Here is a 22,247-nt window from a genome sequence, read left to right on the forward strand (position 1 = left end):
GTCGGCGGTCACGTGTGCTCGTCACGCGGGACCGAAATTCGCGCGTCTTCTACCGGTCCGCCGGACCGGGTCGCACCACGGCAGTCCCCCCGCTCGCGGAGGGGCGGGGTGCGTCAGGCGCCAGGAGTGAGGTCGTATGCCGCCCGCCGGGCCACGTCGTCTACGTGACCCTGTCGGTGACAGCGCCCACGCACAACTGACAACACACAACAGCTAGGGAGAACACGGCATGGCCGTCGTCACCATGCGCCAGCTCCTCGAGAGCGGCGTCCACTTCGGGCACCAGACCCGTCGCTGGAACCCCAAGATGAAGCGCTTCATCATGACCGAGCGCAACGGCATCTACATCATCGACCTGCAGCAGTCGCTGACGTACATCAACAACGCCTACGAGTTCGTCAAGGAGACCGTCGCCCACGGCGGCAGCATCCTCTTCGTCGGCACGAAGAAGCAGGCCCAGGAGCCCATCGCCGAGCAGGCGACGCGCGTCGGCATGCCGTACGTCAACCACCGCTGGCTCGGTGGCATGCTCACCAACTTCCAGACGATCTCCAAGCGCCTCACGCGCCTCAAGGAGCTCGAGGAGCTGAACTTCGACGACGTGGCCGGCTCGGGCTACACGAAGAAGGAGCTGCTCATCCTCAAGCGCGAGATGATCAAGCTCGAGAAGACCCTCGGTGGCATCCGCACGATGTCCAAGGTCCCCTCGGCCGTCTGGATCGTCGACACGAAGAAGGAGCACCTCGCGGTCGACGAGGCTCGCAAGCTCGGCCTGCCGGTCATCGCGATCCTCGACACGAACTGCGACCCCGACGAGGTCGACTACAAGATCCCCGGCAACGACGACGCGATCCGCTCCGTCACGCTGCTGACCCGGGTCATCGCCGACGCCGTCGCCGACGGTCTCGTCCAGCGCTCGTCCGGCAAGTCCGGCTCCGACGCGCAGGCCGAGGAGCCGCTGGCCGAGTGGGAGCGCGAGCTCTACGCGGACGCCGCCGCCGCGACCGAGGCTCCGGCCGCCGAGGCGACCGAGGCTCCGGCCGCTGAGGCTCCCGAGGCTCCGGCCGCTGAGGCTCCCGAGGCCCCCGCCGCCGAGGCTCCCGCGACCGAGGCTCCGGCCGCCGAGGCGACGGCCGGTGCCGAGAAGGCCTGACGGCCTTCCGCACCAGCCCGACCAGCTGACACACGAGTCAATCTCCACTGACGAAAAGAGCGATACAGAGCATGGCGAACTACACCGCCGCTGACATCAAGGCGCTGCGCGAGCAGACCGGCGCCGGCATGATGGACGTCAAGAAGGCGCTCGACGAGGCCGACGGCGACCGCGCCAAGGCCGTCGAGATCCTTCGCGTCAAGGGCCTCAAGGGCGTCACGAAGCGTGAGGGCCGCTCGGCCTCCAACGGTCTCGTGGCGGCCTCGGCCACCGACGGCGTCGGCACCCTCGTCGAGGTCAACTGCGAGACCGACTTCGTCGCGAAGGGCGAGAAGTTCATCGCCCTGGCCGACCAGGTCCTCACGCAGGCCGTCGCCGCCGGCGCCACCGACGCCGACTCGCTCCTCGCGAGCACGCTCGAGGACGGCAAGACCGTCAAGGAGCTGCTCGACGAGGCCAACGCCACCATCGGCGAGAAGATCGAGGTCCGCCGCGTGGCGCGCCTCGAGGGCGACAAGGTCGTGTCCTACCTCCACAAGACGAGCCCCGACCTGCCCGCGCAGATCGGCGTCCTCGTCGCGCTCGAGGGTGGCGACGAGACCGTGGGCCGCGACGTCGCGATGCACATCGCGGCGTTCAGCCCGACCGTCCTGACGCGTGACGAGGTCCCGGCCGAGACGGTCGAGAACGAGCGTCGCGTCGCCGAGGCCACGGCCAAGGAGGAGGGCAAGCCCGAGGCTGCTCTTCCCCGCATCGTCGAGGGTCGCGTCAACGGCTTCTTCAAGGAGAACGTCCTGCTCGAGCAGGCCTTCGCCAAGGACGCCAAGAAGACCGTCGGCAAGGTGCTCGAGGAGGGCGGCGCCACGGCGACGTCCTTCGCGCGCTTCCGCGTCGGCCAGTGAGGTCCTGACCTCCCTCGTGCCACCGCAGCACGCGTAGCGCAGAACCCGCGCATCACGACGACGTATGCCGGTCGCCCCCATCGGGGCGGCCGGCATCGTCGCGTTCCGGGGCCGTCACCGGCTGTCCCGGGACCCAGTCCCCAGGAGGAGCTCCATGAGCACCAGCACCGACACGCCCGGCGCCGTCGCGCAGGACGGCCCCCTGACCGTCTCGATCACCCGCCGCGTCGCCCCGGAGGACGAGCTGCTCATGCAGGCGTGGGTCCACGCGGGCACGTCGATGGCCGAGCGCTTCGAGGGCTTCCTCGGCGCCGGCTGGGTGCGGTCGGGCAGCGAGGACTGGCACATGCTCTACCGCTTCGACTCGCGCGCCCACCTCGACGCCTGGGAGCGCTCGCCCGAGCGGCTCCGGTGGCTGCGGTCGGCGGCCGACCTCGTCGAGCACCGACGCACGGAGTACCGCACCGGCATCGAGGGCTGGTTCGACGAACCGGCCTCGTCGTCGGTGCACGAGCCCGGCGCGGGCGAGACGCCCGGCGCGACGGCGCCGCCTCGCTGGAAGCAGGCGAGCGTCATCTGGATCGCGTTCTTCCCCACGAGCCTGGCCCTGACCTACCTCCTGCTGCCCGTCGCCGGTCACTGGCCGGTGGTGCTCCGGGTCCTCGTGACGACCCTCCTAGCGACGCCGTGGATGACCTACGTCCTCCTGCCGTTCGTGACCCGGCTCTTCGGCAGGTGGCTCCGGGGCGACTGAGGTCGATGTCGGGCAGATCCTGCGAAAGCCCTTGTGGTGCAGGCGTTTGTCTCGCACGTCACAGCCGCGCTGTCTGGTGGCTCACAGCGCTCGGGATACCCGTGGGGGTACTTTCGGATCATGACCACCACCACGAGGTCGCTCGTGGTTCTGGGAGCGGGCACGGCCGGCACCATGGTCGTCAACAAGCTGAGGCACCGTCTCCCCACCACCGAGTGGCGCATCACCGTCGTCGACCGGGACGACGCCCACGACTACCAGCCGGGCTACCTGTTCCTGCCGTTCGGGCTCATCGAGCCGGACCAGGTCAGGCGGAGCCGGCACGCGCTCATCACGGAGGGCGTCGAGCTCGTGCTCGGCGACGTCGACCGGGTGGACCCGACGGCGCGCGAGGTCTCCCTCCTGGACGGGCGCACCCTCCGTTACGACGAGCTCGTCATCGCCACCGGCACCACGCCACGCCCGGACCAGACGCCGGGCATGCTCGGGCCGGAGTGGCACCGCAGCGTCGGTGAGTTCTACACCTACGAGGGGGCGCTGGCGCTGCGTGAGTCGCTCGCCGCCTTCTCCGGGGGCCGGCTCGTCGTCCACGTCACCGAGATGCCGATCAAGTGCCCCGTGGCGCCGCTCGAGTTCACCTTCCTCGCGGACGACTTCCTGGGGCGTCGGGGTCTGCGTGACCGCACGGAGATCGTCTTCGTCACACCGCTCGACGGCGCCTTCACCAAGCCGGTCGCGAGTCGCGAGCTGGGTCACCTGCTCGCGGACAAGAGGATCACCGTCGAGACGGACTTCCTGGTCGAGCACGTCGACCAGGAGCGCCGGGTGCTCGTGTCCTACGACGAGCGCGAGGTGCCCTACGACCAGCTCGTGACGGTCCCGCTCAACATGGGCGCCGACTTCGTCGCACGGTCGGGCCTCGGGGACGAGCTGAACTACGTCCCGGTCGACAAGCACACGAGCCAGTCCACCGAGCACCCGTCGATCTTCGTCCTCGGCGACGCGAGCAACATCCCGACCTCCAAGGCAGGCTCGGTCGCGCACTTCTCCGTCGAGGTCTTCGCGGAGAACTTCGTCGAGCACGCCCGCGGCCAGGCGATGACGCACTCGTTCGACGGGCACGCCAACTGCTTCGTCGAGTCCGGCGGCGGCAAGGCCATGCTCCTCGACTTCAACTACGACACCGAGCCGCTCACCGGAACCTTCCCGCTGCCGCGCCTCGGCCCGATGACCCTGCTCAAGGAGTCGCGCGCCAACCACCTCGGCAAGCTCGCGTTCCGACACCTCTACTGGAACCTCCTGCTCCCCGGACGACCTCTCGGCCTGCCCGCGCAGATGTCGATGGCGGGGAAGGTCCCCGCCGCCGTGAGCGCTTGAAAGGAGCGACCCCATGCCCACCACGACGATCGCCGGCCATGCCGTCGAGGTCAACGACGAGGGCTTCCTGACCCGCCCGGACCAGTGGTCCGACGAGCTCGGCAGCGAGCTCGCGCGGCTCATCGGGATCGAGCTGACCGACGACCACTGGAAGCTCGTCCACTTCCTCCGCGACGACTTCGCGGAGCAGGGCGAGACCGCGACCCTGCGACGGGTCAGCACCCGGACCGGCACCCCGGTCAAGTCGCTCTTCGAGCTCTTCCCCGGCAAGCCGGCCAAGAAGATGGCCTACGTCGCAGGGCTGCCCAAGCCGAAGGGATGTGTGTGATGACCACCCAGACCGACCGGACGCCCGAGACCGCACCGTTCGTGCCGTCGTTCGACGCGCCGGAGTCGCAGGGTCGCAAGCTCGCGATCATCTGCAGCAAGGGCAACCTCGACATGGCCTACCCGGGACTCATCCTGGCCAACGCCGCGCTCGGTGAGGGGGTGGAGACGCACCTCTTCTTCACCTTCTGGGGCTTCGACATGATCAACACGAAGACCTCCGGCGACCTGAAGTTCACGATGCTCGGCAACACCGCCACGCACCTGCCCCAGGGCCTCGGCGGCATCCCCGGGATGACGCACCTCGCCACCTCGCAGATGAAGAAGGCCATCGCCGACCTCGACGTCCCCGAGGTGCCGGAGTTCCTCGACCAGATCGTCGCCTCGGGCGGTCACCTGTGGGCCTGCCGCATGTCGGCGGACATGCAGCACCTGACGGAGGCGGACCTGCGCGACGACGTCGAGGGCATCATCTCCGCGTCCGACTTCATCGAGCTGACCGACGGGGCGCAGCTGCTCTTCATCTGAGCGGCCGTGGGGGAGTGGAGTCGACCGGGCCGGTGTGGGCCCGGCCGACCTTCACACGATCTCCACACGTCGCACCCTCGCCGCCCCCGCGCCCGCTCCTAGGCTCGGGGACATGAACCAGGGGTATGCCGCATCGTCGGCGAGCGCCGCCGCTCCGACGCTGCTCGTCGTCGAGGACGACCCGACGATCAACCAAGCCGTCACCGATCGCCTTGTGGCTGAAGGCTTCCGGGTGGTCCAGGCCTTCGACGGCCCGGGCGCGGTCGCCGCTCACGGCGAGCACGCTCCCGACCTCGTCGTGCTCGACCTCATGCTGCCCGGCTTCGACGGCCTCGAGGTCTGCCGGCGCATCCAGGGCGAGCGCCCGGTGCCGGTCCTCATGCTCACGGCACGTGCCGACGAGACCGACCTGCTCGTGGGCCTCGGTGTCGGCGCCGACGACTACGTGACCAAGCCGTTCCGCATGCGCGAGGTCGTCGCCCGGATCCGGGCCCTGCTCCGGAGGGTGGACCGCGCCCGGGAGCTGGCCTTGGAGCAGCCGCCGGTGCTCGCCGTCGGTGACCTCTTCGTGGACCGCGGGTCGCGCCGCGTCACGGTGCGGGGGAGCGAGGTGCACCTGACCCCGCTCGAGTTCGACCTGCTGCTGGCGCTGGCCTCCGATCCCGGTGCCGTGCGAGGGCGTGACGAGCTGATGCGGGAGGTCTGGGGCTGGGCCGACGCCGGTGGCACGCGCACCCTGGACAGCCACGTGAAGTCCTTGCGCGCCAAGGTCGGTGGCGAGCGCGTGCGCACCGTCCACGGCGTCGGCTACGCGCTCGAGACCGGTCCGGTGGCCACCGACGAGCTGGACGGTCCGGTCCAGCCGTGAACGCCGACCGGCCCCTCGACGGCATCCGCTCGATCAAGGCCAAGCTCGGCCTGCTCGTCGCGGCCAGCATCGTGGCGGCCTCGCTCGTCTCGGTCATCGGCGACCGCGCCGGCGTGCCGGGCTGGTTGACCCTGCCCGTGACCATCGCCGCGGCACTCGGGGTCACGCACTGGCTGGCCCGGGGCATGACCTCCCCGCTGCGCGAGATGACGGTCGCCGCGTCGCGGATGGCGACCGGCGACTACTCCCGCCGGGTCACGGCGACCTCGGCCGACGAGGTGGGTCTCCTCGCCGACGCCTTCAACACGATGGCCGCCGACCTCGCCGGGGCCGACCAGCAGCGACGCCAGCTCGTGGCGACCGTCTCGCACGAGCTGCGCACCCCGCTCACGGCCCAGCAGGCCCTCCTCGAGAACCTCGTCGACGGCGTCGTGCGCCCCGACGACGCGGTGCTGCGGACCGCCCTCGCCCAGGCTGAACGGCTCGGGACGCTCGTCGGCGACCTGCTCGACCTCAGCAGGGTCGACGGGGGACGGGCGCCGCTCGACCTCGCGCCGGTCGACGTCCGGGCGCTGGTCGACGGGGCGGTGGCCGAGGCCGGCGTCTCCCGCCGCGGCACCGTCCACGTCGTCGACGTGCCCGCCGACCTGCACGTCACCGGGGACCGGGCCCGACTCGAGCAGGTGCTCGCCAACCTGATCGACAACGCCGACCGGCACAGCCCGCCCGGTGGCCGGGTCACCGTGAGCGCCGGTCCCGACGGCCCGGACCGCTGGTGGCTCATGGTCGCCGACGAGGGACCGGGCATCCCGCCCGAGCACGCACACCGCATCTTCGACCGGTTCGGCTCGGGTGACGACGCGGGCGGCGGGACCGGCATCGGCCTCGCCATCGCGAGCTGGGTGTGTGAGCTGCACGGCGGGTCCATCGCCGCCGTCGCCCCACCGGGGAGTCAGGCGGGCGCGCGCATCCGCGCCGTCCTCCCGCGCACCCCCGTGCCGCCGACCCTGCCGGCTGCCGACCGTCACCCGTCCCCGCCGCTGCAGCCGCCCATCACATCGACCCCGTCCACCGACGCCCCGACCGAGGAGGCCACCGTGCCTGCACCCGTCCCAGCCGCAGCCGGATCCACGCCACGCACGTCAGCCGGCCCCGGTCCCGGGCACACGGCATACGCGGGCGTCCCCACCGGTGTGCCCAGACCGGTCATCGACGGGCTCTTCGGTGACCTCTGGCCCGAGGCCGGCCTCCGGCCCCAGGTGCGCCTCCTGCTGCTGTGCCTCGGTGTCGGTGTCCTGTCGGGCGTGGTGCTGCCCTATCGCCGCATCGGTGTCGCGCTCTTCGTCGTGCTGCTCGTCGGTGGCGTCGTGCTGTGGCGCACCACCGAGCGTCGCAGGGAGCGGTGGTCGGTGCTCAGCAGCGTGCTGTGCGTGGCCCTCGCCTCGCTGTCGGTGCTGCGCGCCGCCGAGTGGCTGACCGTCATCGCCGTCCTGCTGGGCGTCGTCGTGCTGACGACGGCGCTCACCGATGCCAAGGGCCTGCTGTCCCTCGTGGCCGGCGTCGCGTCGTGGCCGCTCGCAGCCGTCCGCGGGCTGCCGCTGCTGGGACGCACCGTGGCCGTCACGAGCCGGATCCAGGTCCTGTGGCCCGTCGTGCGCACGGTGGCGATCTCGCTCGTCGCACTCGTCGTCTTCGGCGGCCTGTTCGCCTCCGGCGACGCGGTCTTCGGCTCGTGGGCCCAGGCGCTCGTGCCGCAGCTGGCCTGGGACGGCCTGACGTTCCGCTTCTTCGTCGGCTTCGTCATGGGCGGCGCGCTGCTCGCGGCCGGCTACGTCGCCCTCAACCCGCCACGCGTCGATCGGGTGGCCCTGCCGGGGGGACGCCCGGTCGTGCGGCTGTGGGAGTGGGTCGTCCCGGTCGGCCTCGTCGTCGCGCTCTTCGCCGCCTTCGTCGTGGCGCAGGCCGCAGCGCTCTTCGGTGGCCACGACTACGTGCAGCGCACGACCGGCCTGACGTATGCCGAGTACGTCCACGAGGGCTTCGGCCAGCTCACTACCGCCACGGTGCTGACGCTCGCCACCGTCGCGCTAGCCGTGCGCAAGGCGCCGCGGTCGACGGCCCGCGAGCGGTTCGTGCTGCGGGTGGCGCTCGGCGCGCTCTGCGCCCTGACCCTCGTCGTCGTCGCGTCGGCCCTGCACCGGATGGACCTCTACCAGCAGGCCTACGGCTTCACCCTGCTCCGCGTGCTCGTCGACGCCTTCGAGCTCTGGCTCGGGCTGCTCGTCGTGCTCGTCCTCGTGGCCGGGGTGCGGCTGTCGGGATGGTGGCTGCCGCGTGCCGCGCTCGTCTCGGCCGCCGCGTTCGTGCTCGTCGGCGGCCTGGCCAACCCCGAGGCGTGGGTCGCCCAGCGCAACATCGACCGATACCAAGAGACCGGCAGGATCGACAGCGTCTACCTCTCGACGCTGGGAGCCGACGCCGCGCCGACGATCGTCGGCGGTGGGCTGCCCACGGCGCTGGCGGACTGCATCATCAGCCACCAGGGGGCGTCGGGCCCGGACGACGGCCTGTCCTGGAACCTCGGTCGCAGCCGGGCGGCGGCCCTCCCGGGCCTCGCCCAGCCGGCGGCCGACTCGTCCTGCTCGACGTTCTGGCAGACGGACCGGCCGACCCCCGTCCCCTGATGTCGCGCCCGCTGGCAGGATGGCCCGGTGCGTCGCGACATCGCCGAGCAGTTCGAGCTCGACCCAGGGCTGACCCACCTCAACCACGGTGCGTTCGGCGCCGTGCCCCGGGCGGTCCGGCAGGCCCAGGACCGCGCGCGGGCCCGCATCGAGCGGGCGCCCATGCGCGCCTTCCGTGACGAGCTGCCCGAGCTCCTCGCCGCGGCGCGGGAGTCGGCGACCCGCTTCCTCGGGCTGCCCGCGGGGTCGACCGCCCTCGTGCGCAACGTCACCGAGGCGGTCGGCGTGGTGCTCCAGGGCCTCGACATCGGTCCGGGAGACGACGTCGTCGTCAGCAACCACGGCTACCTCACCGCAGGCTGGTCGGCCGAGGCACGCGGCGCGACGTTGCGCACGGCGGTCTTCCCCGTGGACGCCGACCCCGACGCGGTGGTGGCGGCCTTCGTGGCCGCGCTGACCGATCGCACCCGGCTCGTCGTCATCGACCAGATCACCTCGCCCACGGCCCTCGTCCTGCCCGTGGCAGCGGTGGCGGCGGCCGTGGCGCCGGTCCCGGTCCTCGTCGACGCCGCGCACGTGCCGGGCGCCCTGCCCGGGCTCGACATCGAGGCGCTGGGCGTGGACTTCTGGGCGGGCAACCTGCACAAGTGGGCCTACACGCCGCGAGCGGCTGCGACGCTGTGGGTGGCAGCGGAGCACCGCGCGTCGATGCGTCCCCTCGTCACCTCGTGGAGCCACGGGCTGCCCTATCCCGAGCGGTTCGACCTCCAGGGCACGGTCGACCACTCGTCGTGGGTCGCCGTCCCCGACGGACTGGCCGCGTGGCGCGAGCTCGGCGGGTGGGAGCAGGTCGGGCGCAACGCGGAGCTGCTCGCGCGCGGCGCCGAGCACGTGCGCGCGGCGCTCGGCACCGAGCACCCGCAGGGCGGCACACCGTCGGCCCCGTGCCTGGGGCTCGTCGCTTTGCCGGACGGCGTGGCCACGACGACGGAGGCCGCCGAACAGCTGTGGCAGCGCCTGTATGCCGTCGGGTTCGTCGTGCCTCCCATCGCCTTCGAGGGGCGCGGCTACCTCCGCCTCGCAGCGGCCCCCTACAACGACGAGAGCGACTACGAGCGCCTCGCCGCGGCCCTTCCCGCGGTCCTCGACACCGTCAGGGCCACGGTCGGCACCCCCTGAGCCCGATGCTGTCGATGCAGCCGGGGTGTGGAAAGATCGACCGACCGCCGGAACGCTGCCCACGAGGAGGCCCTGCGCCATGACCGACGCCCCGACGACCCCGTTCCACCGGGTCCTTCTCAAGCTCTCCGGCGAGGTGTTCGGGGGTGGCCGCATCGGCCTCGACCCGGCAGTCGTCGCCGGGATCGCCAAGCAGATCGCCGACGCCGTGCACGGCGGCGTCGAGGTGGCCGTCGTCATCGGCGGCGGCAACTTCTTCCGCGGGGCCGAGCTCCAGCAGCGCGGCATGGACCGCACCCGTGCCGACTACATGGGCATGCTCGGCACCGTCATGAACTGCCTCGCCCTGCAGGACTTCCTCGAGAAGGAGGGCGTCGAGACCCGGGTGCAGTCCGCGATCGCCATGCAGCAGGTCGCCGAGCCCTACATCCCGCGCCGCGCGATCCGCCACCTCGAGAAGAACCGCGTCGTCATCTTCGGTGCCGGCGCCGGCATGCCGTTCTTCTCCACCGACACGGTCAGCGCCCAGCGCGCGCTCGAGATCAAGTGCGACGCGGTGCTCATCGCCAAGAACGGCGTCGACGGGGTCTACGACTCCGACCCCCGCACCAACCCCGACGCCAAGAAGCTCGAGACGGTCACCTTCCAGGACGCCATCGTCGAGGGCCTCAAGGTCGTCGACGCCGCCGCCTTCAGCCTCTGCATGGAGAACAAGCTGCCCATGGTCGTCTTCGGCATGGAGGGCGCGGGAAACATCACGCGCGCCCTGCTCGGTGAGAAGATCGGCACGCTGGTCACCAACGCCTGAGCCCGGCCGCCGCGCCCGGTCGCGTGACCACGCGAGCAGCGCTGCACCGCATACGACGACGAACGAGGGACGAGGAACCGAAGACCCATGATCGAAGAGACGATGTTCGAGGCCGAGGAGAAGATGGACAAGGCCGTCGAGGTCCTCAAGGAGGACTTCGCGGGCATCCGCACCGGCCGCGCCAACCCGGGACTGTTCAAGAAGCTGACGGTCGAGTACTACGGTGCGCCGACGCCGCTGCAGCAGCTCGCCTCGTTCCAGAACCCCGAGCCGCGCACCATCCTCGTCATCCCGTTCGACAAGTCCGCCATGCACGAGATCGAGCGGGCCATCCGCGACTCCGACCTCGGCGTCAACCCGAGCAGCGACGGCAACCAGATCCGGTGCGTCATGCCGGAGCTGACCGAGGAGCGCCGCCGCGAGTACATCAAGCTCGCCAACGGCAAGGCCGAGGACGCCCGGGTCTCCGTGCGCAACATCCGCCGCAAGGCCAAGACCGACATCGACAAGCTCGTCAAGGACGGCGAGGTGGGCGAGGACGACGGCACGCGCGCCGAGAAGGAGCTCGACGGGCTCACGAAGAAGCACACCGACCTCGTCGACGTCCTCGTCAAGGCCAAGGAGGCCGAGCTGCTCGAGGTGTGACCTCGATGCTCGACCCGATGATGACGACTGACTCCCCGTCGGACCCCGTGGACCCTGCGCCCGTCGCGCAGGGTGGCGACGACGGACCCGGTCCGCTCGATCCCGTCCCCTACGACCCGAGTCTCGACGACCTCGCCGGCCTGCCGGCCGAGGAGGTCCTCGAGAAGAAGCAGAGCCGCGCCGGTCGCAACCTGCCGGCCGCGATCGGGGTGGGGGTCGGCCTCGGCGTCCTCATCATCGCGACCCTGCTCATCCGCAAGGAGTCGTTCGTCGTCCTCGTCGCGCTCGCCGTGGCCGTGGGCATCTGGGAGCTGCGGGCGGCGCTGCGCAACGCGGGTGTCCACGCGCCGCTGGCCCCGCCGGTGGTCGGCATGGTCGGCATGCTGTGGGCGGCCTACGTCCACGGCCCTGCCGGCCTCGTCGTCGCCTGGGCGCTGACGTGCCTGGCGGTCGTGCTGTGGCGTGGCACGGGTCGCCTCGACGGGGCGGGCCGTGACGTGCTCGGCGGCGTCTTCGTCGCCACCTACCCGACGTTCCTCGTCGGCTTCGCCGTGCTGCTCCTCGCACCGGAGGACGGCGTGGGACGCATGTTCGTCTTCCTCATCACGACCGTCTGCAGCGACGTGGGCGGGTATGCCGCGGGCGTCCTCTTCGGCAAGCACCCCATGGCGCCGACCATCAGCCCCAAGAAGTCGTGGGAGGGCTTCGCGGGTTCGGTGCTCTTCTGCGTCGTCGGGGGCTCCCTCACCGTCCACCTCCTGCTCGACCACTCGTGGGTCATCGGGATCCTGCTCGGCGTCGGCGTGGCCGTGGCCGCCACCGTGGGTGATCTCATGGAGTCGCTCATCAAGCGCGACCTCGGCATCAAGGACATGTCCAACGTCCTCCCGGGCCATGGTGGCGTCATGGACCGCCTCGACTCGCTCGTCGTCGTCGCCCCGATCGTGTGGGCCGTGCTGACGCTGCTCGCCGCCAAGCCGGCCTGACCGTGCACCTCGACCGGTCGGGCGCCGCCGCGGGCGCCCCGGCATGACCGCCTTCGACCAGGTCGGACGCGTCGCCCTCGTCACGGGGGCCGGCAGCCCCAGCGGGATCGGCCTCGCCACCGCACGCCTGCTCGGCAGCCTCGATGCCACGGTCGTCATCGCGGCCACGACGGACCGGGTCCACGTGCGGGTCGAGGAGCTGCGGCGCGAGGGGATCGCCGCGAGCGGGCACGTCGGCGACCTCACCGACGCCACCGCGGCGCGCGACCTCGTCCGGTCCTGCATCGACGCGCACGGTCGACTCGACGTCCTCGTCGCCAACGCCGGCATGACCAGCGCCGCCGAACCCGACACCCTCGGCGGCGACGCGGCGCGCACCGACCCGGAGCGCTGGCACCGGTCCCTCGCGCGCAACCTCGACACCGCCTACCTCGTGAGCCGGGCGGCCCTGCCGCACCTGCGCGCCTCGGGCGAGGGACGCCTCGTGCTCGTCAGCAGCGTGACCGGCGGCGTCATGGCGATGCGCGGCGAGGTCGCCTACGCCACGGCCAAGGCCGGCCTCCTCGGCCTGGCGCGGGCCCTGGCCGTCGACGAGGGCCAGCACGGCACGACGGTCAACGCCGTCGCGCCCGGCTGGGTCGCCACCGGCTCGCAGACCGACGACGAGGCGCGAGAGGGGCGGGCGACCCCGCTCGGACGGTCCGGGACCGCCGCGGAGGTCGCGGCTGCCGTCGCCTTCCTCGCGAGCCGCGAGTCCTCCTACGTCACCGGCCAGGTCCTCGTCGTCGACGGCGGCAACGGCGTCGCCGAGCAGCGCTCGCCCCGCACCGACTGAGCCGACGTCGCACCCTCCGGGAGGGCGGCATCCGTGCTCGGTCGCGCGGGTCGCCGCGTTTTGACTCCACCTGAGACACTGGAGGGGAGATGACCGAGACCCCAGCCCCCGCCACCGAGGGTGCGCCCGTCGCGCTGCCCGAGCCGACGACCACCCGCCCCACCCCCGGACAGCTGACCTTCACGGCGCCGCGCCGGGGCAAGCCGCCGCGGCACCTCGCCGACTTCACGCCGGCCGAGCGCAGGGAGGCCGTCGAGTCGCTGGGGCACCCGGGGTTCCGGGCCAAGCAGCTCTCGACGCACTACTTCGAGCGTCTCCAGGACGACCCCGAGCAGATGACCGACCTGCCCAAGGCGATGCGGTCCGAGCTCGTCGCCGACCTGCTGCCGACGCTGCTCACCCCCATCGTCCAGCGCGTCGCCGACGACGGGAGGACGATGAAGTACGCGTGGCGCCTGCACGACGGGGCGATCGTCGAGTCCGTGCTCATGCGCTACCCGAAGCGCGTCACGATCTGCATCTCGAGCCAGGCCGGCTGCGGCATGAACTGCCCGTTCTGCGCCACCGGACAGGCCGGCCTGACCCGCAACATGTCGGCCGGGGAGATCGTCGAGCAGGTCGTCTGGGCGGCCCGTGCGCTGCGACGCGGCGAGCTCGCCGGCGGAGATGACGGCGACCGCGAGGAGCCGTTGCGCGTCAGCAACGTCGTCTTCATGGGCATGGGCGAGGCCCTCGCCAACTACAAGGCATCCGTCGGCGCGATCCGGCGCCTCACCGACCCCGCCCCCGACGGTCTCGGCATGTCGGCGCGCGGCATCACGATGTCGACGGTCGGGCTCGTCCCCGGCATCGACAAGCTGACGGCGGAGGGCATCCCGGTGACGCTCGCGCTGTCGCTGCACGCGCCCGACGACGAGCTGCGCAACGAGCTGGTGCCGATCAACACCCGCTGGTCGGTCGACGAGGCGCTCGACGCCGCCTACCGCTACTTCGAGGCGACCGGGCGCCGTGTCTCCATCGAGTACGCCCTGATCCGCGACATCAACGACCAGGGCTGGCGCGCCGACCTGCTGGGGGAGAAGCTCAACAGGCGCGGGCGTGGCTGGGTCCACGTCAACCCGATCCCGCTCAACCCGACGCCCGGCTCGAAGTGGACCGCGAGCCGCCCCGGCGTCGAGCAGAACTTCGTCGAGCGCCTGCGCGCCCACGGCATCCCGACGACGATCCGCGACACGCGCGGCCAGGACATCGACGGGGCCTGCGGCCAGCTCGCCGCCTCGACCGCCTGACGCGCGTAGGCTGGGCAGGTCGGGCCTGCCCAGGGCCCCTCGCGACCTGGGGCGTCCGCGTCCGTGCGTCCCCGCCGCAGGCCGGCGGGGCAGGGTGCGTCCCGGCCCACCAGGAGGTTCGCGCATGGTCCAGCTCAGCGTCGGAGTCACGGCCCGGTCGGCCAAGGAGAACGAGCACCGGCTGCCCCTGCACCCCAAGCACCTCCACCGCATCCCCGAGGCACTGCGGGCGGGGGTCTTCCTGGAGCACGGCTACGGCGAGCGCCACGGGGTGGCCGACGACCAGCTCGAGCGGTTCGTCGGGGGCTTCCGCAGCCGTCAGCAGCTCGTGGCCGAGTGCGACGTCATCCTCGCGCCCAAGCCGCTCCTCAGCGACATCTCCGCCCTCCGGGTCGGCCAGGTGCTCTGGGGCTGGCCACACTGCGTGCAGGACGCCGAGCTGACCCAGGTCGCCATCGACCGGCAGCTGACGCTCATCGCCTTCGAGGCGATGAACCACTGGAACAAGGACGGCTCCTTCAACCTGCACGTCTTCCACAAGAACAACGAGCTCGCCGGCTACTGCTCGGTGCTGCACGCCTTCTCGCTCGCCGGCATCTCCGGCGACTACGGCCCCCACCGGCGCGCCGTCGTCATCGGGTTCGGCGCCACGGCCCGTGGAGCCGTCACGGCCCTCAACGCGCTCGGCATCGGTGAGGTCGACGTGCTGACCCACCGGCAGAAGGCAGCCGTCGCGTCGCCCATCCACTCCGCCACGATCGTGCACTTCGACACCGACGAGACCACCTCGCGGGTGAGTCACGCCGTCACCGAAGACGGTGCGGTGGCACTGGGCGAGTTCCTCGCCGAGCACGACATCGTCGTCAACTGCGTGCTGCAGGACACCGACGCGCCGCTGACGTTCATGACCGAGGACGACCTCAAGCGCATGACGCCCGGGAGCCTCGTCATCGACGTGTCGTGCGACGAGGGCATGGGCTTCACGTGGGCGAAGCCGACCACCTTCACGGCGCCGACGTTCGTCGTCGGCGACCACGTGCTCTACTACGCCGTCGACCACAGCCCCTCCTACCTCTGGGACGCCGCGACGTGGGAGATCAGCGAGGGTCTGCTGCCCTTCCTGCCCACCGTCATGGCCGGCCCGGAGGCGTGGGACGCCAACCCCACGATCCGTCGCGCCATCGAGATCCGCGACGGCGTGGTCCAGAACCCGGCCATCCTGTCGTTCCAGGGCCGTTCGCCGTTGCATCCTCACCTGCCACTCGCCACCTGAGCGGCCGGGGCCGCTCGGGCGGCGCTCGGGCGTCGCTCGAACGGCGGTCAGGCGTCGGTCAGGCGGACTCGGCGCGGTACGTCCGGCGGTAGGCGAGCGGTGACACGCCGACCGCCGCGGCGAGGTGCTGGCGCAGGGACGCACCGGTCCCGAAACCGGCTGCGGCAGCGACCCGGTCGACGGGTAGGTCGGTCGTCTCGAGCAGGTGCCGGGCGCGGTCGACACGCGCGCGCGACAACCACGTGCCCGCCGTCTCGCCGGTCTCCTCGCGGAAGCGGCGGGTGAAGGTGCGCACGCTCGTCCCGGCGTGACGGGCCATGTCCGACAACGTGATCGGCTCGTCGAGGTGCTCGAGCACCCATGCGCGGGTGGCCCCGGTGCCGGCCTCGGACTCGTCGGGCACCGGACGGTCGATGAACTGGGCCTGGCCGCCGGCGCGCCAGGGCGCGACGACCGCGCCGCGTGCGACCCGGTTGGCGGCCTCGGTGCCGAGGTCGGACCTCAGCACGTGCAGGAGCAGGTCGATGCCCGCCGCGTTGCCGGCGGAGGTCAGCACGTCGCCGTGGTCGACGTAGAGCACGTCGGGGTTGAGCCGGACGTGCGGGAAGTGCCGGCGGAACGCCTCGACGTGGCACCAGTGCGTCGTGGCCTCGCGTCCGTCGAGCTTGCCCAGCGCGGCGAGCACGAAGGCGCCGGTGCAGATGGAGATCCAGCGGGCGTCGGGCCGTGCCGTCGCGGCGAGCCGGTGCAGCGCCTCGGGCAGCACGCCGGTCCCGACGATGTCGCCGTTGATGCCCGGCACGACGATGGTGTCGGCCCGGGCGATCTCGGTGTTCGGGTGGGTGGGCACCACGGCATACCCCGCGGACGTCGTCACCGGCCCGTCGTCGAGGGTCACGAGGCGCACGTCGTAGGGCGGGACCGCGCCGGTGGCCACCTCGGGCCCGCTCGGGTCGAGCGCACCGGCCCGGAGGAAACGGTGGGGGAGCCCGATCTCGAACGCGATGGCGGTCTCGAGGGCGAGGACGACGACGAGGTGTGATCGACCCGGCGCATGTCGCATGGCCAGATCCTTGCACATGATGTCCTTCCGGCCACTCGTTCGCCGCGTGACGTGTGCCGCAGGCTTGACCCGTGAGCCTCACCGACCGACACTCCTCCGCCGACGAGACCCTTCCGTCCGCCACGCAGCCCGCCGCCTCCCCGCCCCGGATCCACCCGGCCTGGTGGGTCGCGGTGGTCACGTTCCTGACGATCATCGGGGCCGCCGGCTTCCGCTCGACCCCGGGCGTGCTCATGACCCCGCTGCACGACGAGTTCGGCTGGCCCATGGGCGTCATCGGCGGCGCGGTCTCGGTCAACCTCGTGCTCTTCGGCCTCGCGGCGCCGTTCTCCGCGGCCCTCATGGAGCGGCTCGGCATCCAGCGGGTCATCGCCGTCGCGCTCCTGCTCGTCAGCGCCGGCTCGCTGCTGCCGATCTGGATGACGCAGTCGTGGCAGCTCGTGCTCTGCTGGGGAATCGTCGTCGGGATGGGCACCGGCGCGATGTCGATGGGACTCGTCGCGACCGTCGCCGGCCGCTGGTTCGTCGCACGGCTGGGCCTCGTCACCGGCATCCTCACCGCTGCCGGCGCGACCGGGCAGCTCGTCTTCCTGCCGTTGCTCGCCTGGCTCGCGTCCGACCACGGGTGGCGCAGCGCTGCCGTCGCCACCTCCGTCGCCGCGCTGACCGTCGTACCGCTCGTGCTGTGGAAGCTGCACGACCACCCGAGCGTCCTCGGCCTGACGGCCTACGGCGCTCCCGCGGGCACCCCCGTGGCGCGTCCGCCGAGGCCGACGGGCCACCCCGCGCGCCTCGCCGTCGACACCCTGCGCCACGCCGCCCGCACCCGGGTGTTCTGGCTCCTCGCCGGAAGCTTCGCGGTCTGCGGGGCCTCGACCAACGGCCTCGTCGGCACCCACTTCATCCCGGCCGCCCACGACCACGGCATGCCGACGACGACGGCGGCCAGCCTGCTCGCCCTGGTCGGGGTCTTCGACGTGGTCGGCACGATCTTCTCCGGCTGGCTCACCGACCGCGTCGACCCGAGGATCCTGCTCGCCGCCTACTACACGCTCCGCGGCGGCTCCCTCTTCCTGCTGCCCTCGCTCTTCAGCGACTCGATGCACGTCAACATGCTCGCTTTCGTCCTCTTCTACGGTTTGGACTGGGTGGCGACGGTGCCCCCGACGATCGCCCTGTGCCGCAGCGCGTACGGCGAGCGCGCCCCGATCGTCTTCGGCTGGGTCTTCGCCTCGCACCAGCTCGGTGCGGCCGCCGCGGCACTCGGCGCCGGGCTCGTGCGCGACCATCTCGGCACCTACACGCTGGCCTGGCACGTCGCCGGTGCCCTGTGCCTCGTGGCCGCCGTCATGTGCGTCGCGATCACGACCGCTCGTCTGTCAGATGCGTCACCTCGGCGCACGGCCTCTGGCGCGGAGGCCCCGCCGGCGGCACAGTGAGCCCATGAGCGAGCCCACGAGCGACGGCGCTGTGACGGCATACGAGAGCATCCACGACGCGAGCCTGCGCGACCCCGAGGCGTTCTGGCGCACGGCGGCCGAGGGCATCGACTGGGTGACGCCGCCGTCACGGATCCTCGACGACTCGCGGGCACCGTTCTACCGGTGGTATCCCGACGCCGAGCTCAACGTGTGCTTCAACGCCGTCGACCGGCACGTCGCTGCCGGACGGGGCGAGCAGGCGGCCATCCACTACGACTCCCCGGTGACCGGGACCAAGAGCACGATGACGTATGCCGTGCTGCTCGAGCGGGTGCGCGCCGTGGCCGGAGGCCTGCGCGGCCTCGGTGTCGCCAGGGGCGACCGGGTCGTGATCTACATGCCGATGGTTCCCGAGGCCGTCATCGCCATGCTCGCCTGCGCCCGGATCGGGGCGATCCACTCCGTCGTGTTCGGGGGGTTCGCGCCGCAGGAGCTCGCGGCACGCATCGACGACGCCGCGCCCAAGGTCGTGCTGTCGGCGTCCTGCGGCGTCGAACCCACCCGGATCGTGCCCTACAAGCCGTTCCTCGACGAGGCGATCCGGCGCTCGGAGCACCAGCCGGAGCACTGTGTCGTCCTCCAGCGAGAGCAGCTCGTCGCCGAGCTCGGGGAGCGCGACCTCGACTGGGGCGACTTCGAGTCCGGTGACGCGGCCCGCGAGGGGAGCGAGTGCGTCACCGTCGCGGCGACCGACCCGCTCTACATCCTCTACACGTCCGGCACGACGGGGAAGCCGAAGGGCATCTACCGCGACAGCGGTGGCTACGCGGTGGCGCTGCGCTGGTCGATGGCCAACCTCTACGACGTCGCACCGGGCGAGACGATGTTCACCGCGAGCGACGTCGGGTGGGTCGTGGGCCACTCCTACATCGTCTACGCGCCCCTGCTCACCGGCGCCACGACCGTGCTCTACGAGGGCAAGCCGGTCGGCACCCCCGACGCCGGTGCCTTCTGGCGTGTCATCGCGGAGTACGGCGCCGTCTGCCTCTTCACCGCCCCGACCGCCTTCCGGGCGATCAAGAAGGACGACTCGAGCGCGTCGAAGGTCGCCGAGCACGACCTGTCACGCTTCCGCGCGCTCTTCCTGGCGGGGGAGCGCCTCGACCCCGACACCTACGAGTGGGCCTCCGCCGCCCTGGGCAAGCCGGTCGTCGACAACTGGTGGCAGACCGAGACCGGATGGCCGATCGCCTGCAACCCCAAGGGGATCGGCCTGCTGCCGATCAAGGCCGGGTCGCCGACGGTGCCCGTTCCGGGCTACGACGTGCAGGTGCTCGACGGGGCGGGCACGCCGGTCGAGCCGGGTGTGGAGGGCGCGATCTGCATCAAGTTGCCGATGCCGCCCGGCACGCTGCCGACCCTGTGGGGCGACGACGACCGCTACGTCAGCTCCTACCTGTCGGCCTACCCCGGCTACTACCTGACCGGCGACGGCGGCTACCTCGACGAGGACGGGTACCTCTACGTCATGGGCCGCACCGACGACGTGCTCAACGTTGCCGGGCACCGCCTCTCGACCGGCTCGCTCGAGGCGGCCCTGGCCGGTCACGAGGCCGTCGCCGAGTGCGCGGTCATCGGCGTGCACGACGAGCTCAAGGGTCAGGTGCCGCGCGCCCTCGTCGTGCTGAAGTCCGGGGTCGACGCCGACGCCGACGGCGAGCGGATCAGGCGCGAGCTCGTGGCCCGGGTCCGCGCCGAGGTCGGCGCGGTCGCCGCCCTGCACCAGGTCGACATCGTCGCCGGGCTGCCCAAGACGCGCTCGGGCAAGATCCTGCGCAAGACGATGCGCGAGCTGGCCGACGGCAAGACGCCGGCGGTCCCTGCCACGATCGAGGACGCGTCGGTGCTCGAGACCCTGACCCCGGTGCTGCGCGGGCCCTCCGCCTGACGCCCGCTCGAGGTGGTCCCGGCGCGGACCTGGCTGCCGCGACCACCCCGGGTCACGGGTGGGGCGCCAGCAGGGGGAGCACCTCCTCCACCGAGTCGACGAGGTGGATGACCTCCGACATGGGGCGTCCGGCGGCGAGGGCCTGCAGAGCGCTCCAGACGGGCACGGTCTCGGTCCAGTGGGCGCGGCCCACGAGCACGAGCGGCGGTAGCGGGGAGCCCTCCGGTGCGTAGTAGAGCGGCGTCACGGCCTGGAAGATCTCCTGCACCGTCCCGGCCGCGCCGTCGAGCACGACGATGCCGGCGTTCGACCGCGCGAGCAGGCCCTCCTCGCGGATCGCGTTGGAGAAGTACTTCGCGATGACGTCGCAGAAGACGTTCGGCGGCTCGTGGCCGTAGAACCACGTCGGGATGCCGAGGGAGCGCGCCGACGGGCCGAGCGTCTCCGAGGGCAACTGCGGCTCGTCGCCGACGACGACCTCGCGGGCCGCGAGCGCCGTGGTGGCCCAGGACGTGACGTCGGGTCGGAAGCCGGGCACGCCGGCGATGCGACCGAGCGCCTCCTGGACGGCCTCCGCGGACCGGCACAGCGCCCCGAGGTTGGCCGCCTCCATCGCGCCCGGCCCGCCTCCGGTCGCGACGAGGTGACCCTCCTGCGCCAGCGCATGACCGAGCCCGGCTGCCCCCGCGTAGGCATGCGAGTCCCGTTGCAGCGCATGACCGCCCATGATGCCGACGACGGAGCGTCCCTGCACGAACTCGTCGAGCTCGTCGGTCACGGAGTCGTCGTGGATGGCCCTGACGAGCGTGCAGTAGGCGTCGGTGCGCAGCCGGGCGTCGACGAACCAGTCGTAGGCGAGGGCGTCCGGGGTGGCTGGGTAGCCGCGCTCGATGTCGGCGTAGAGGTCGCTGGGGAAGTACAGCCCACGCCAGGGGTCGACCGGCGCGTCGGCCACGCCGGGGAAGAGGATGGCGCCCCGCGTGAGCAGCAGCTCGGCCACCGCCACCGGGACGACGCCTCCGAGCACGACGAGCCCGGTCAGGTCCCCGTGGGACGCGAGCCGGTCACCGTACGTCGTGAGGTCGAGGTCCTGCAGCCGCAGGCCGCGCAGGGATCCGTCGGAGTCGAGGTGGTCGTCCAGCTCTTCCAGCGTCTCGATCTCCATGGCCCCATCCTGCCCTCCGCGACCCGCCGAGGAGCGGACCCGCGCGACGCTCGGTGCTCCACCGCTGCAAGGATCAGCGGCATGGTCGGGGTGCTCGAGGGTTTCACGACGATCGCGATCATCGTCGCGGTCGGGTGGCTGCTCGCCGACCGTCGCGTCCTCGACGACTCGGCCCAGGTCAACCTCTCCCGCCTGGCGTTCCACGTCGCGTCCCCGGCGCTGCTGCTCACCGTCATGCAGCGCACGTCGCTCGCCGCGGTGCTGTCGGCCAACCTCGTGACCTCGCTCATCAGCTTCACCATCGTCGTCGGCGTCTACCTGGTTCTCGCCCGGTGGCGTTGGGCGGGAGGCGCGCTCGGGTCACGGCTCATCGGGAGCCTCTCGGCGGCATACGTCAACGCGGGCAACCTCGGCATCCCCATCGCCCTCTACGTCCTCGGAGACGTCGCCTGGGTGGCGCCCACCCTGCTCATGCAGCTGCTCATCATCACGCCGGTCTCCATGGCGCTCTTCGACAGCGACGCGCGCGGCGAGCGTCCGACGCTCGGCCGCAGCCTGCGCCGGATGTTCAGCAACCCCATCACCCTCGGCGCGGTCGCCGGCCTGCTCATCGCGGTCTTCGACATCCACCTGCCCCGCGTCGTCGCGGCGCCGATCGACCTGCTCGGTGCCATGGCCGTGCCGTCGATGCTCGTCGCGTTCGGCATCTCGCTGCGGCGCGGGCCGCGTCCGGCGACCGGTCGCGCGGCGGGACACGTCTGGACCATCGTCGTCCTCAAGACCCTGCTCATGCCGGCCATCGCGTTCGGCGTCGGGATCGCCCTCGGGCTGCGCGGCGAGGCGCTCTTCGCCGTCGTCGTGACGGCCGCCCTCCCGACGGCGCAGAACATCTTCACGTATGCCGTCCGCTACCGCCGCGAGGTCAACCTCGCCCGAGACGTCATCTTCGTCAGCACCTTCGTCTCGGTGCCCGTGATCCTCGCGATCGCCGCCCTCTTCCACGGCTTCGCGGGAGTCTGAGGATCCTCGTCAGCCGATCCCA

The 22,247-nt window shown here is 71.8% G+C and carries 20 protein-coding genes; 18 read left to right on the forward strand and 2 right to left on the reverse strand.

The genetic code is table 11. The features are described 5' to 3' along the window. The first annotated feature begins 229 nt into the window (after positions 1 to 229). From rpsB to TAE01_RS03635, 15 genes are all read left to right on the forward strand, one after another. The gene (gene rpsB, locus TAE01_RS03565) at positions 230 to 1,153 is read left to right on the forward strand and encodes a 30S ribosomal protein S2 (RefSeq protein WP_147063452.1); all 924 of its coding nucleotides are present in this window, start codon (positions 230 to 232) and stop codon (positions 1,151 to 1,153) included. 71 nt (positions 1,154 to 1,224) lie between these two features. Beyond that, positions 1,225 to 2,055, forward strand: a complete 831-nt coding sequence (gene tsf, locus TAE01_RS03570; RefSeq protein WP_147063454.1) for a translation elongation factor Ts — start codon at positions 1,225 to 1,227, stop codon at positions 2,053 to 2,055. 154 nt (positions 2,056 to 2,209) lie between these two features. Continuing rightward, positions 2,210 to 2,809 (forward strand): antibiotic biosynthesis monooxygenase, encoded by a 600-nt coding sequence (locus tag TAE01_RS03575; protein ID WP_147063456.1) that lies wholly within the window; start codon positions 2,210 to 2,212, stop codon positions 2,807 to 2,809. A 120-nt stretch (positions 2,810 to 2,929) separates the two neighbouring features. After that, a complete protein-coding gene (gene sqr, locus TAE01_RS03580; RefSeq protein ID WP_147063458.1) occupies positions 2,930 to 4,186 on the forward strand; it encodes a type III sulfide quinone reductase, selenoprotein subtype in 1,257 nt (418 codons plus the stop codon). A gap of 13 nt (positions 4,187 to 4,199) precedes the next feature. After that, positions 4,200 to 4,514: a TusE/DsrC/DsvC family sulfur relay protein gene (locus TAE01_RS03585; RefSeq protein WP_147063460.1), complete on the forward strand. Its 315-nt coding sequence runs from the start codon at positions 4,200 to 4,202 to the stop codon at positions 4,512 to 4,514. Then, the gene (locus TAE01_RS03590; RefSeq protein WP_147063462.1) at positions 4,514 to 5,041 is read left to right on the forward strand and encodes a DsrE/DsrF/DrsH-like family protein; all 528 of its coding nucleotides are present in this window, start codon (positions 4,514 to 4,516) and stop codon (positions 5,039 to 5,041) included. The genes TAE01_RS03585 and TAE01_RS03590 overlap by 1 nt, the downstream gene beginning before the upstream one ends. A 112-nt stretch (positions 5,042 to 5,153) precedes the next feature. Continuing rightward, positions 5,154 to 5,909, forward strand: coding sequence for a response regulator (locus TAE01_RS03595; RefSeq protein WP_147063464.1), 756 nt, complete (start codon positions 5,154 to 5,156; stop codon positions 5,907 to 5,909). Continuing rightward, entirely contained in the window at positions 5,906 to 8,593 is a 2,688-nt protein-coding gene (locus TAE01_RS03600) for a DUF4153 domain-containing protein (protein WP_147063466.1), read from the forward strand. The genes TAE01_RS03595 and TAE01_RS03600 overlap by 4 nt, the downstream gene beginning before the upstream one ends. Before the next feature lie 27 nt (positions 8,594 to 8,620). After that, positions 8,621 to 9,772, forward strand: a complete 1,152-nt coding sequence (locus TAE01_RS03605) for an aminotransferase class V-fold PLP-dependent enzyme (protein WP_147063468.1) — start codon at positions 8,621 to 8,623, stop codon at positions 9,770 to 9,772. Positions 9,773 to 9,851: 79 nt separating this feature from the next. After that, positions 9,852 to 10,580 carry a UMP kinase gene (gene pyrH, locus TAE01_RS03610; protein ID WP_147063470.1) on the forward strand — a complete coding sequence of 243 codons (729 nt, stop codon included), beginning with the start codon at positions 9,852 to 9,854 and terminating at the stop codon, positions 10,578 to 10,580. An 87-nt stretch (positions 10,581 to 10,667) separates the two neighbouring features. Continuing rightward, positions 10,668 to 11,225 carry a ribosome recycling factor gene (gene frr / locus TAE01_RS03615; protein WP_147063472.1) on the forward strand — a complete coding sequence of 186 codons (558 nt, stop codon included), beginning with the start codon at positions 10,668 to 10,670 and terminating at the stop codon, positions 11,223 to 11,225. Between the two features lie 17 nt (positions 11,226 to 11,242). Beyond that, the gene (locus TAE01_RS03620; protein ID WP_147063474.1) at positions 11,243 to 12,211 is read left to right on the forward strand and encodes a phosphatidate cytidylyltransferase; all 969 of its coding nucleotides are present in this window, start codon (positions 11,243 to 11,245) and stop codon (positions 12,209 to 12,211) included. A gap of 43 nt (positions 12,212 to 12,254) precedes the next feature. Continuing rightward, positions 12,255 to 13,046: an SDR family NAD(P)-dependent oxidoreductase gene (locus TAE01_RS03625; RefSeq protein ID WP_222594049.1), complete on the forward strand. Its 792-nt coding sequence runs from the start codon at positions 12,255 to 12,257 to the stop codon at positions 13,044 to 13,046. Between the two features lie 89 nt (positions 13,047 to 13,135). After that, entirely contained in the window at positions 13,136 to 14,335 is a 1,200-nt protein-coding gene (rlmN, locus tag TAE01_RS03630) for a dual-specificity RNA methyltransferase RlmN (protein WP_147063478.1), read from the forward strand. A 124-nt stretch (positions 14,336 to 14,459) separates the two neighbouring features. Then, positions 14,460 to 15,608 (forward strand): N(5)-(carboxyethyl)ornithine synthase, encoded by a 1,149-nt coding sequence (locus TAE01_RS03635; RefSeq protein ID WP_147063480.1) that lies wholly within the window; start codon positions 14,460 to 14,462, stop codon positions 15,606 to 15,608. A 58-nt stretch (positions 15,609 to 15,666) separates the two neighbouring features. Here TAE01_RS03635 and TAE01_RS03640 read toward each other — a convergent pair whose 3' ends face one another. Further along, positions 15,667 to 16,671 carry a GlxA family transcriptional regulator gene (locus TAE01_RS03640; protein WP_147063482.1) on the reverse strand — a complete coding sequence of 335 codons (1,005 nt, stop codon included), beginning with the start codon at positions 16,669 to 16,671 and terminating at the stop codon, positions 15,667 to 15,669. A 71-nt stretch (positions 16,672 to 16,742) separates the two neighbouring features. Here TAE01_RS03640 and TAE01_RS03645 point away from each other — a divergent pair, with 71 nt between their 5' ends. Next, on the forward strand, positions 16,743 to 18,110 hold the full coding sequence (locus TAE01_RS03645; RefSeq protein WP_147063484.1) for an MFS transporter: 1,368 nt from the start codon (positions 16,743 to 16,745) through the stop codon (positions 18,108 to 18,110). A gap of 4 nt (positions 18,111 to 18,114) precedes the next feature. Continuing rightward, positions 18,115 to 20,040 carry a propionyl-CoA synthetase gene (locus tag TAE01_RS03650; protein WP_147063486.1) on the forward strand — a complete coding sequence of 642 codons (1,926 nt, stop codon included), beginning with the start codon at positions 18,115 to 18,117 and terminating at the stop codon, positions 20,038 to 20,040. Positions 20,041 to 20,092: 52 nt separating this feature from the next. Here the strand turns inward: TAE01_RS03650 and TAE01_RS03655 are convergent, their stop codons facing one another. Further along, entirely contained in the window at positions 20,093 to 21,205 is a 1,113-nt protein-coding gene (locus tag TAE01_RS03655; RefSeq protein WP_147063488.1) for an LOG family protein, read from the reverse strand. 81 nt (positions 21,206 to 21,286) lie between these two features. Here TAE01_RS03655 and TAE01_RS03660 point away from each other — a divergent pair, with 81 nt between their 5' ends. Continuing rightward, positions 21,287 to 22,225 carry an AEC family transporter gene (locus TAE01_RS03660; protein WP_147063491.1) on the forward strand — a complete coding sequence of 313 codons (939 nt, stop codon included), beginning with the start codon at positions 21,287 to 21,289 and terminating at the stop codon, positions 22,223 to 22,225. Positions 22,226 to 22,247: the final 22 nt, after the last annotated feature.

Origin of the sequence: Terrabacter aerolatus, assembly GCF_007991735.1 — a bacterium.
In the GTDB taxonomy this organism is placed as follows: Bacteria; Actinomycetota; Actinomycetes; order Actinomycetales; family Dermatophilaceae; genus Terrabacter; species Terrabacter aerolatus.

Bases quoted from the DNA above. Each gene is read 5' to 3' on its own strand.
- rpsB (WP_147063452.1), top strand. From the start codon at position 230: ATGGCCGTCGTCACCATGCGCCAGCTCCTCGAGAGCGGCGTCCACTTC.
- TAE01_RS03635 (WP_147063480.1), top strand. From the start codon at position 14,460: ATGGTCCAGCTCAGCGTCGGAGTCACGGCCCGGTCGGCCAAGGAGAAC.
- TAE01_RS03585 (WP_147063460.1), top strand. From the start codon at position 4,200: ATGCCCACCACGACGATCGCCGGCCATGCCGTCGAGGTCAACGACGAG.
- TAE01_RS03650 (WP_147063486.1), top strand. From the start codon at position 18,115: ATGAGCGAGCCCACGAGCGACGGCGCTGTGACGGCATACGAGAGCATC.
- tsf (WP_147063454.1), top strand. From the start codon at position 1,225: ATGGCGAACTACACCGCCGCTGACATCAAGGCGCTGCGCGAGCAGACC.
- rlmN (WP_147063478.1), top strand. From the start codon at position 13,136: ATGACCGAGACCCCAGCCCCCGCCACCGAGGGTGCGCCCGTCGCGCTG.
- TAE01_RS03595 (WP_147063464.1), top strand. From the start codon at position 5,154: ATGAACCAGGGGTATGCCGCATCGTCGGCGAGCGCCGCCGCTCCGACG.
- sqr (WP_147063458.1), top strand. From the start codon at position 2,930: ATGACCACCACCACGAGGTCGCTCGTGGTTCTGGGAGCGGGCACGGCC.
- frr (WP_147063472.1), top strand. From the start codon at position 10,668: ATGATCGAAGAGACGATGTTCGAGGCCGAGGAGAAGATGGACAAGGCC.
- TAE01_RS03655 (WP_147063488.1), bottom strand. From the start codon at position 21,205: ATGGAGATCGAGACGCTGGAAGAGCTGGACGACCACCTCGACTCCGAC.
- TAE01_RS03575 (WP_147063456.1), top strand. From the start codon at position 2,210: ATGAGCACCAGCACCGACACGCCCGGCGCCGTCGCGCAGGACGGCCCC.
- TAE01_RS03590 (WP_147063462.1), top strand. From the start codon at position 4,514: ATGACCACCCAGACCGACCGGACGCCCGAGACCGCACCGTTCGTGCCG.
- TAE01_RS03640 (WP_147063482.1), bottom strand. From the start codon at position 16,671: ATGCGACATGCGCCGGGTCGATCACACCTCGTCGTCGTCCTCGCCCTC.
- pyrH (WP_147063470.1), top strand. From the start codon at position 9,852: ATGACCGACGCCCCGACGACCCCGTTCCACCGGGTCCTTCTCAAGCTC.
- TAE01_RS03625 (WP_222594049.1), top strand. From the start codon at position 12,255: ATGACCGCCTTCGACCAGGTCGGACGCGTCGCCCTCGTCACGGGGGCC.
- TAE01_RS03660 (WP_147063491.1), top strand. From the start codon at position 21,287: ATGGTCGGGGTGCTCGAGGGTTTCACGACGATCGCGATCATCGTCGCG.
- TAE01_RS03620 (WP_147063474.1), top strand. From the start codon at position 11,243: ATGATGACGACTGACTCCCCGTCGGACCCCGTGGACCCTGCGCCCGTC.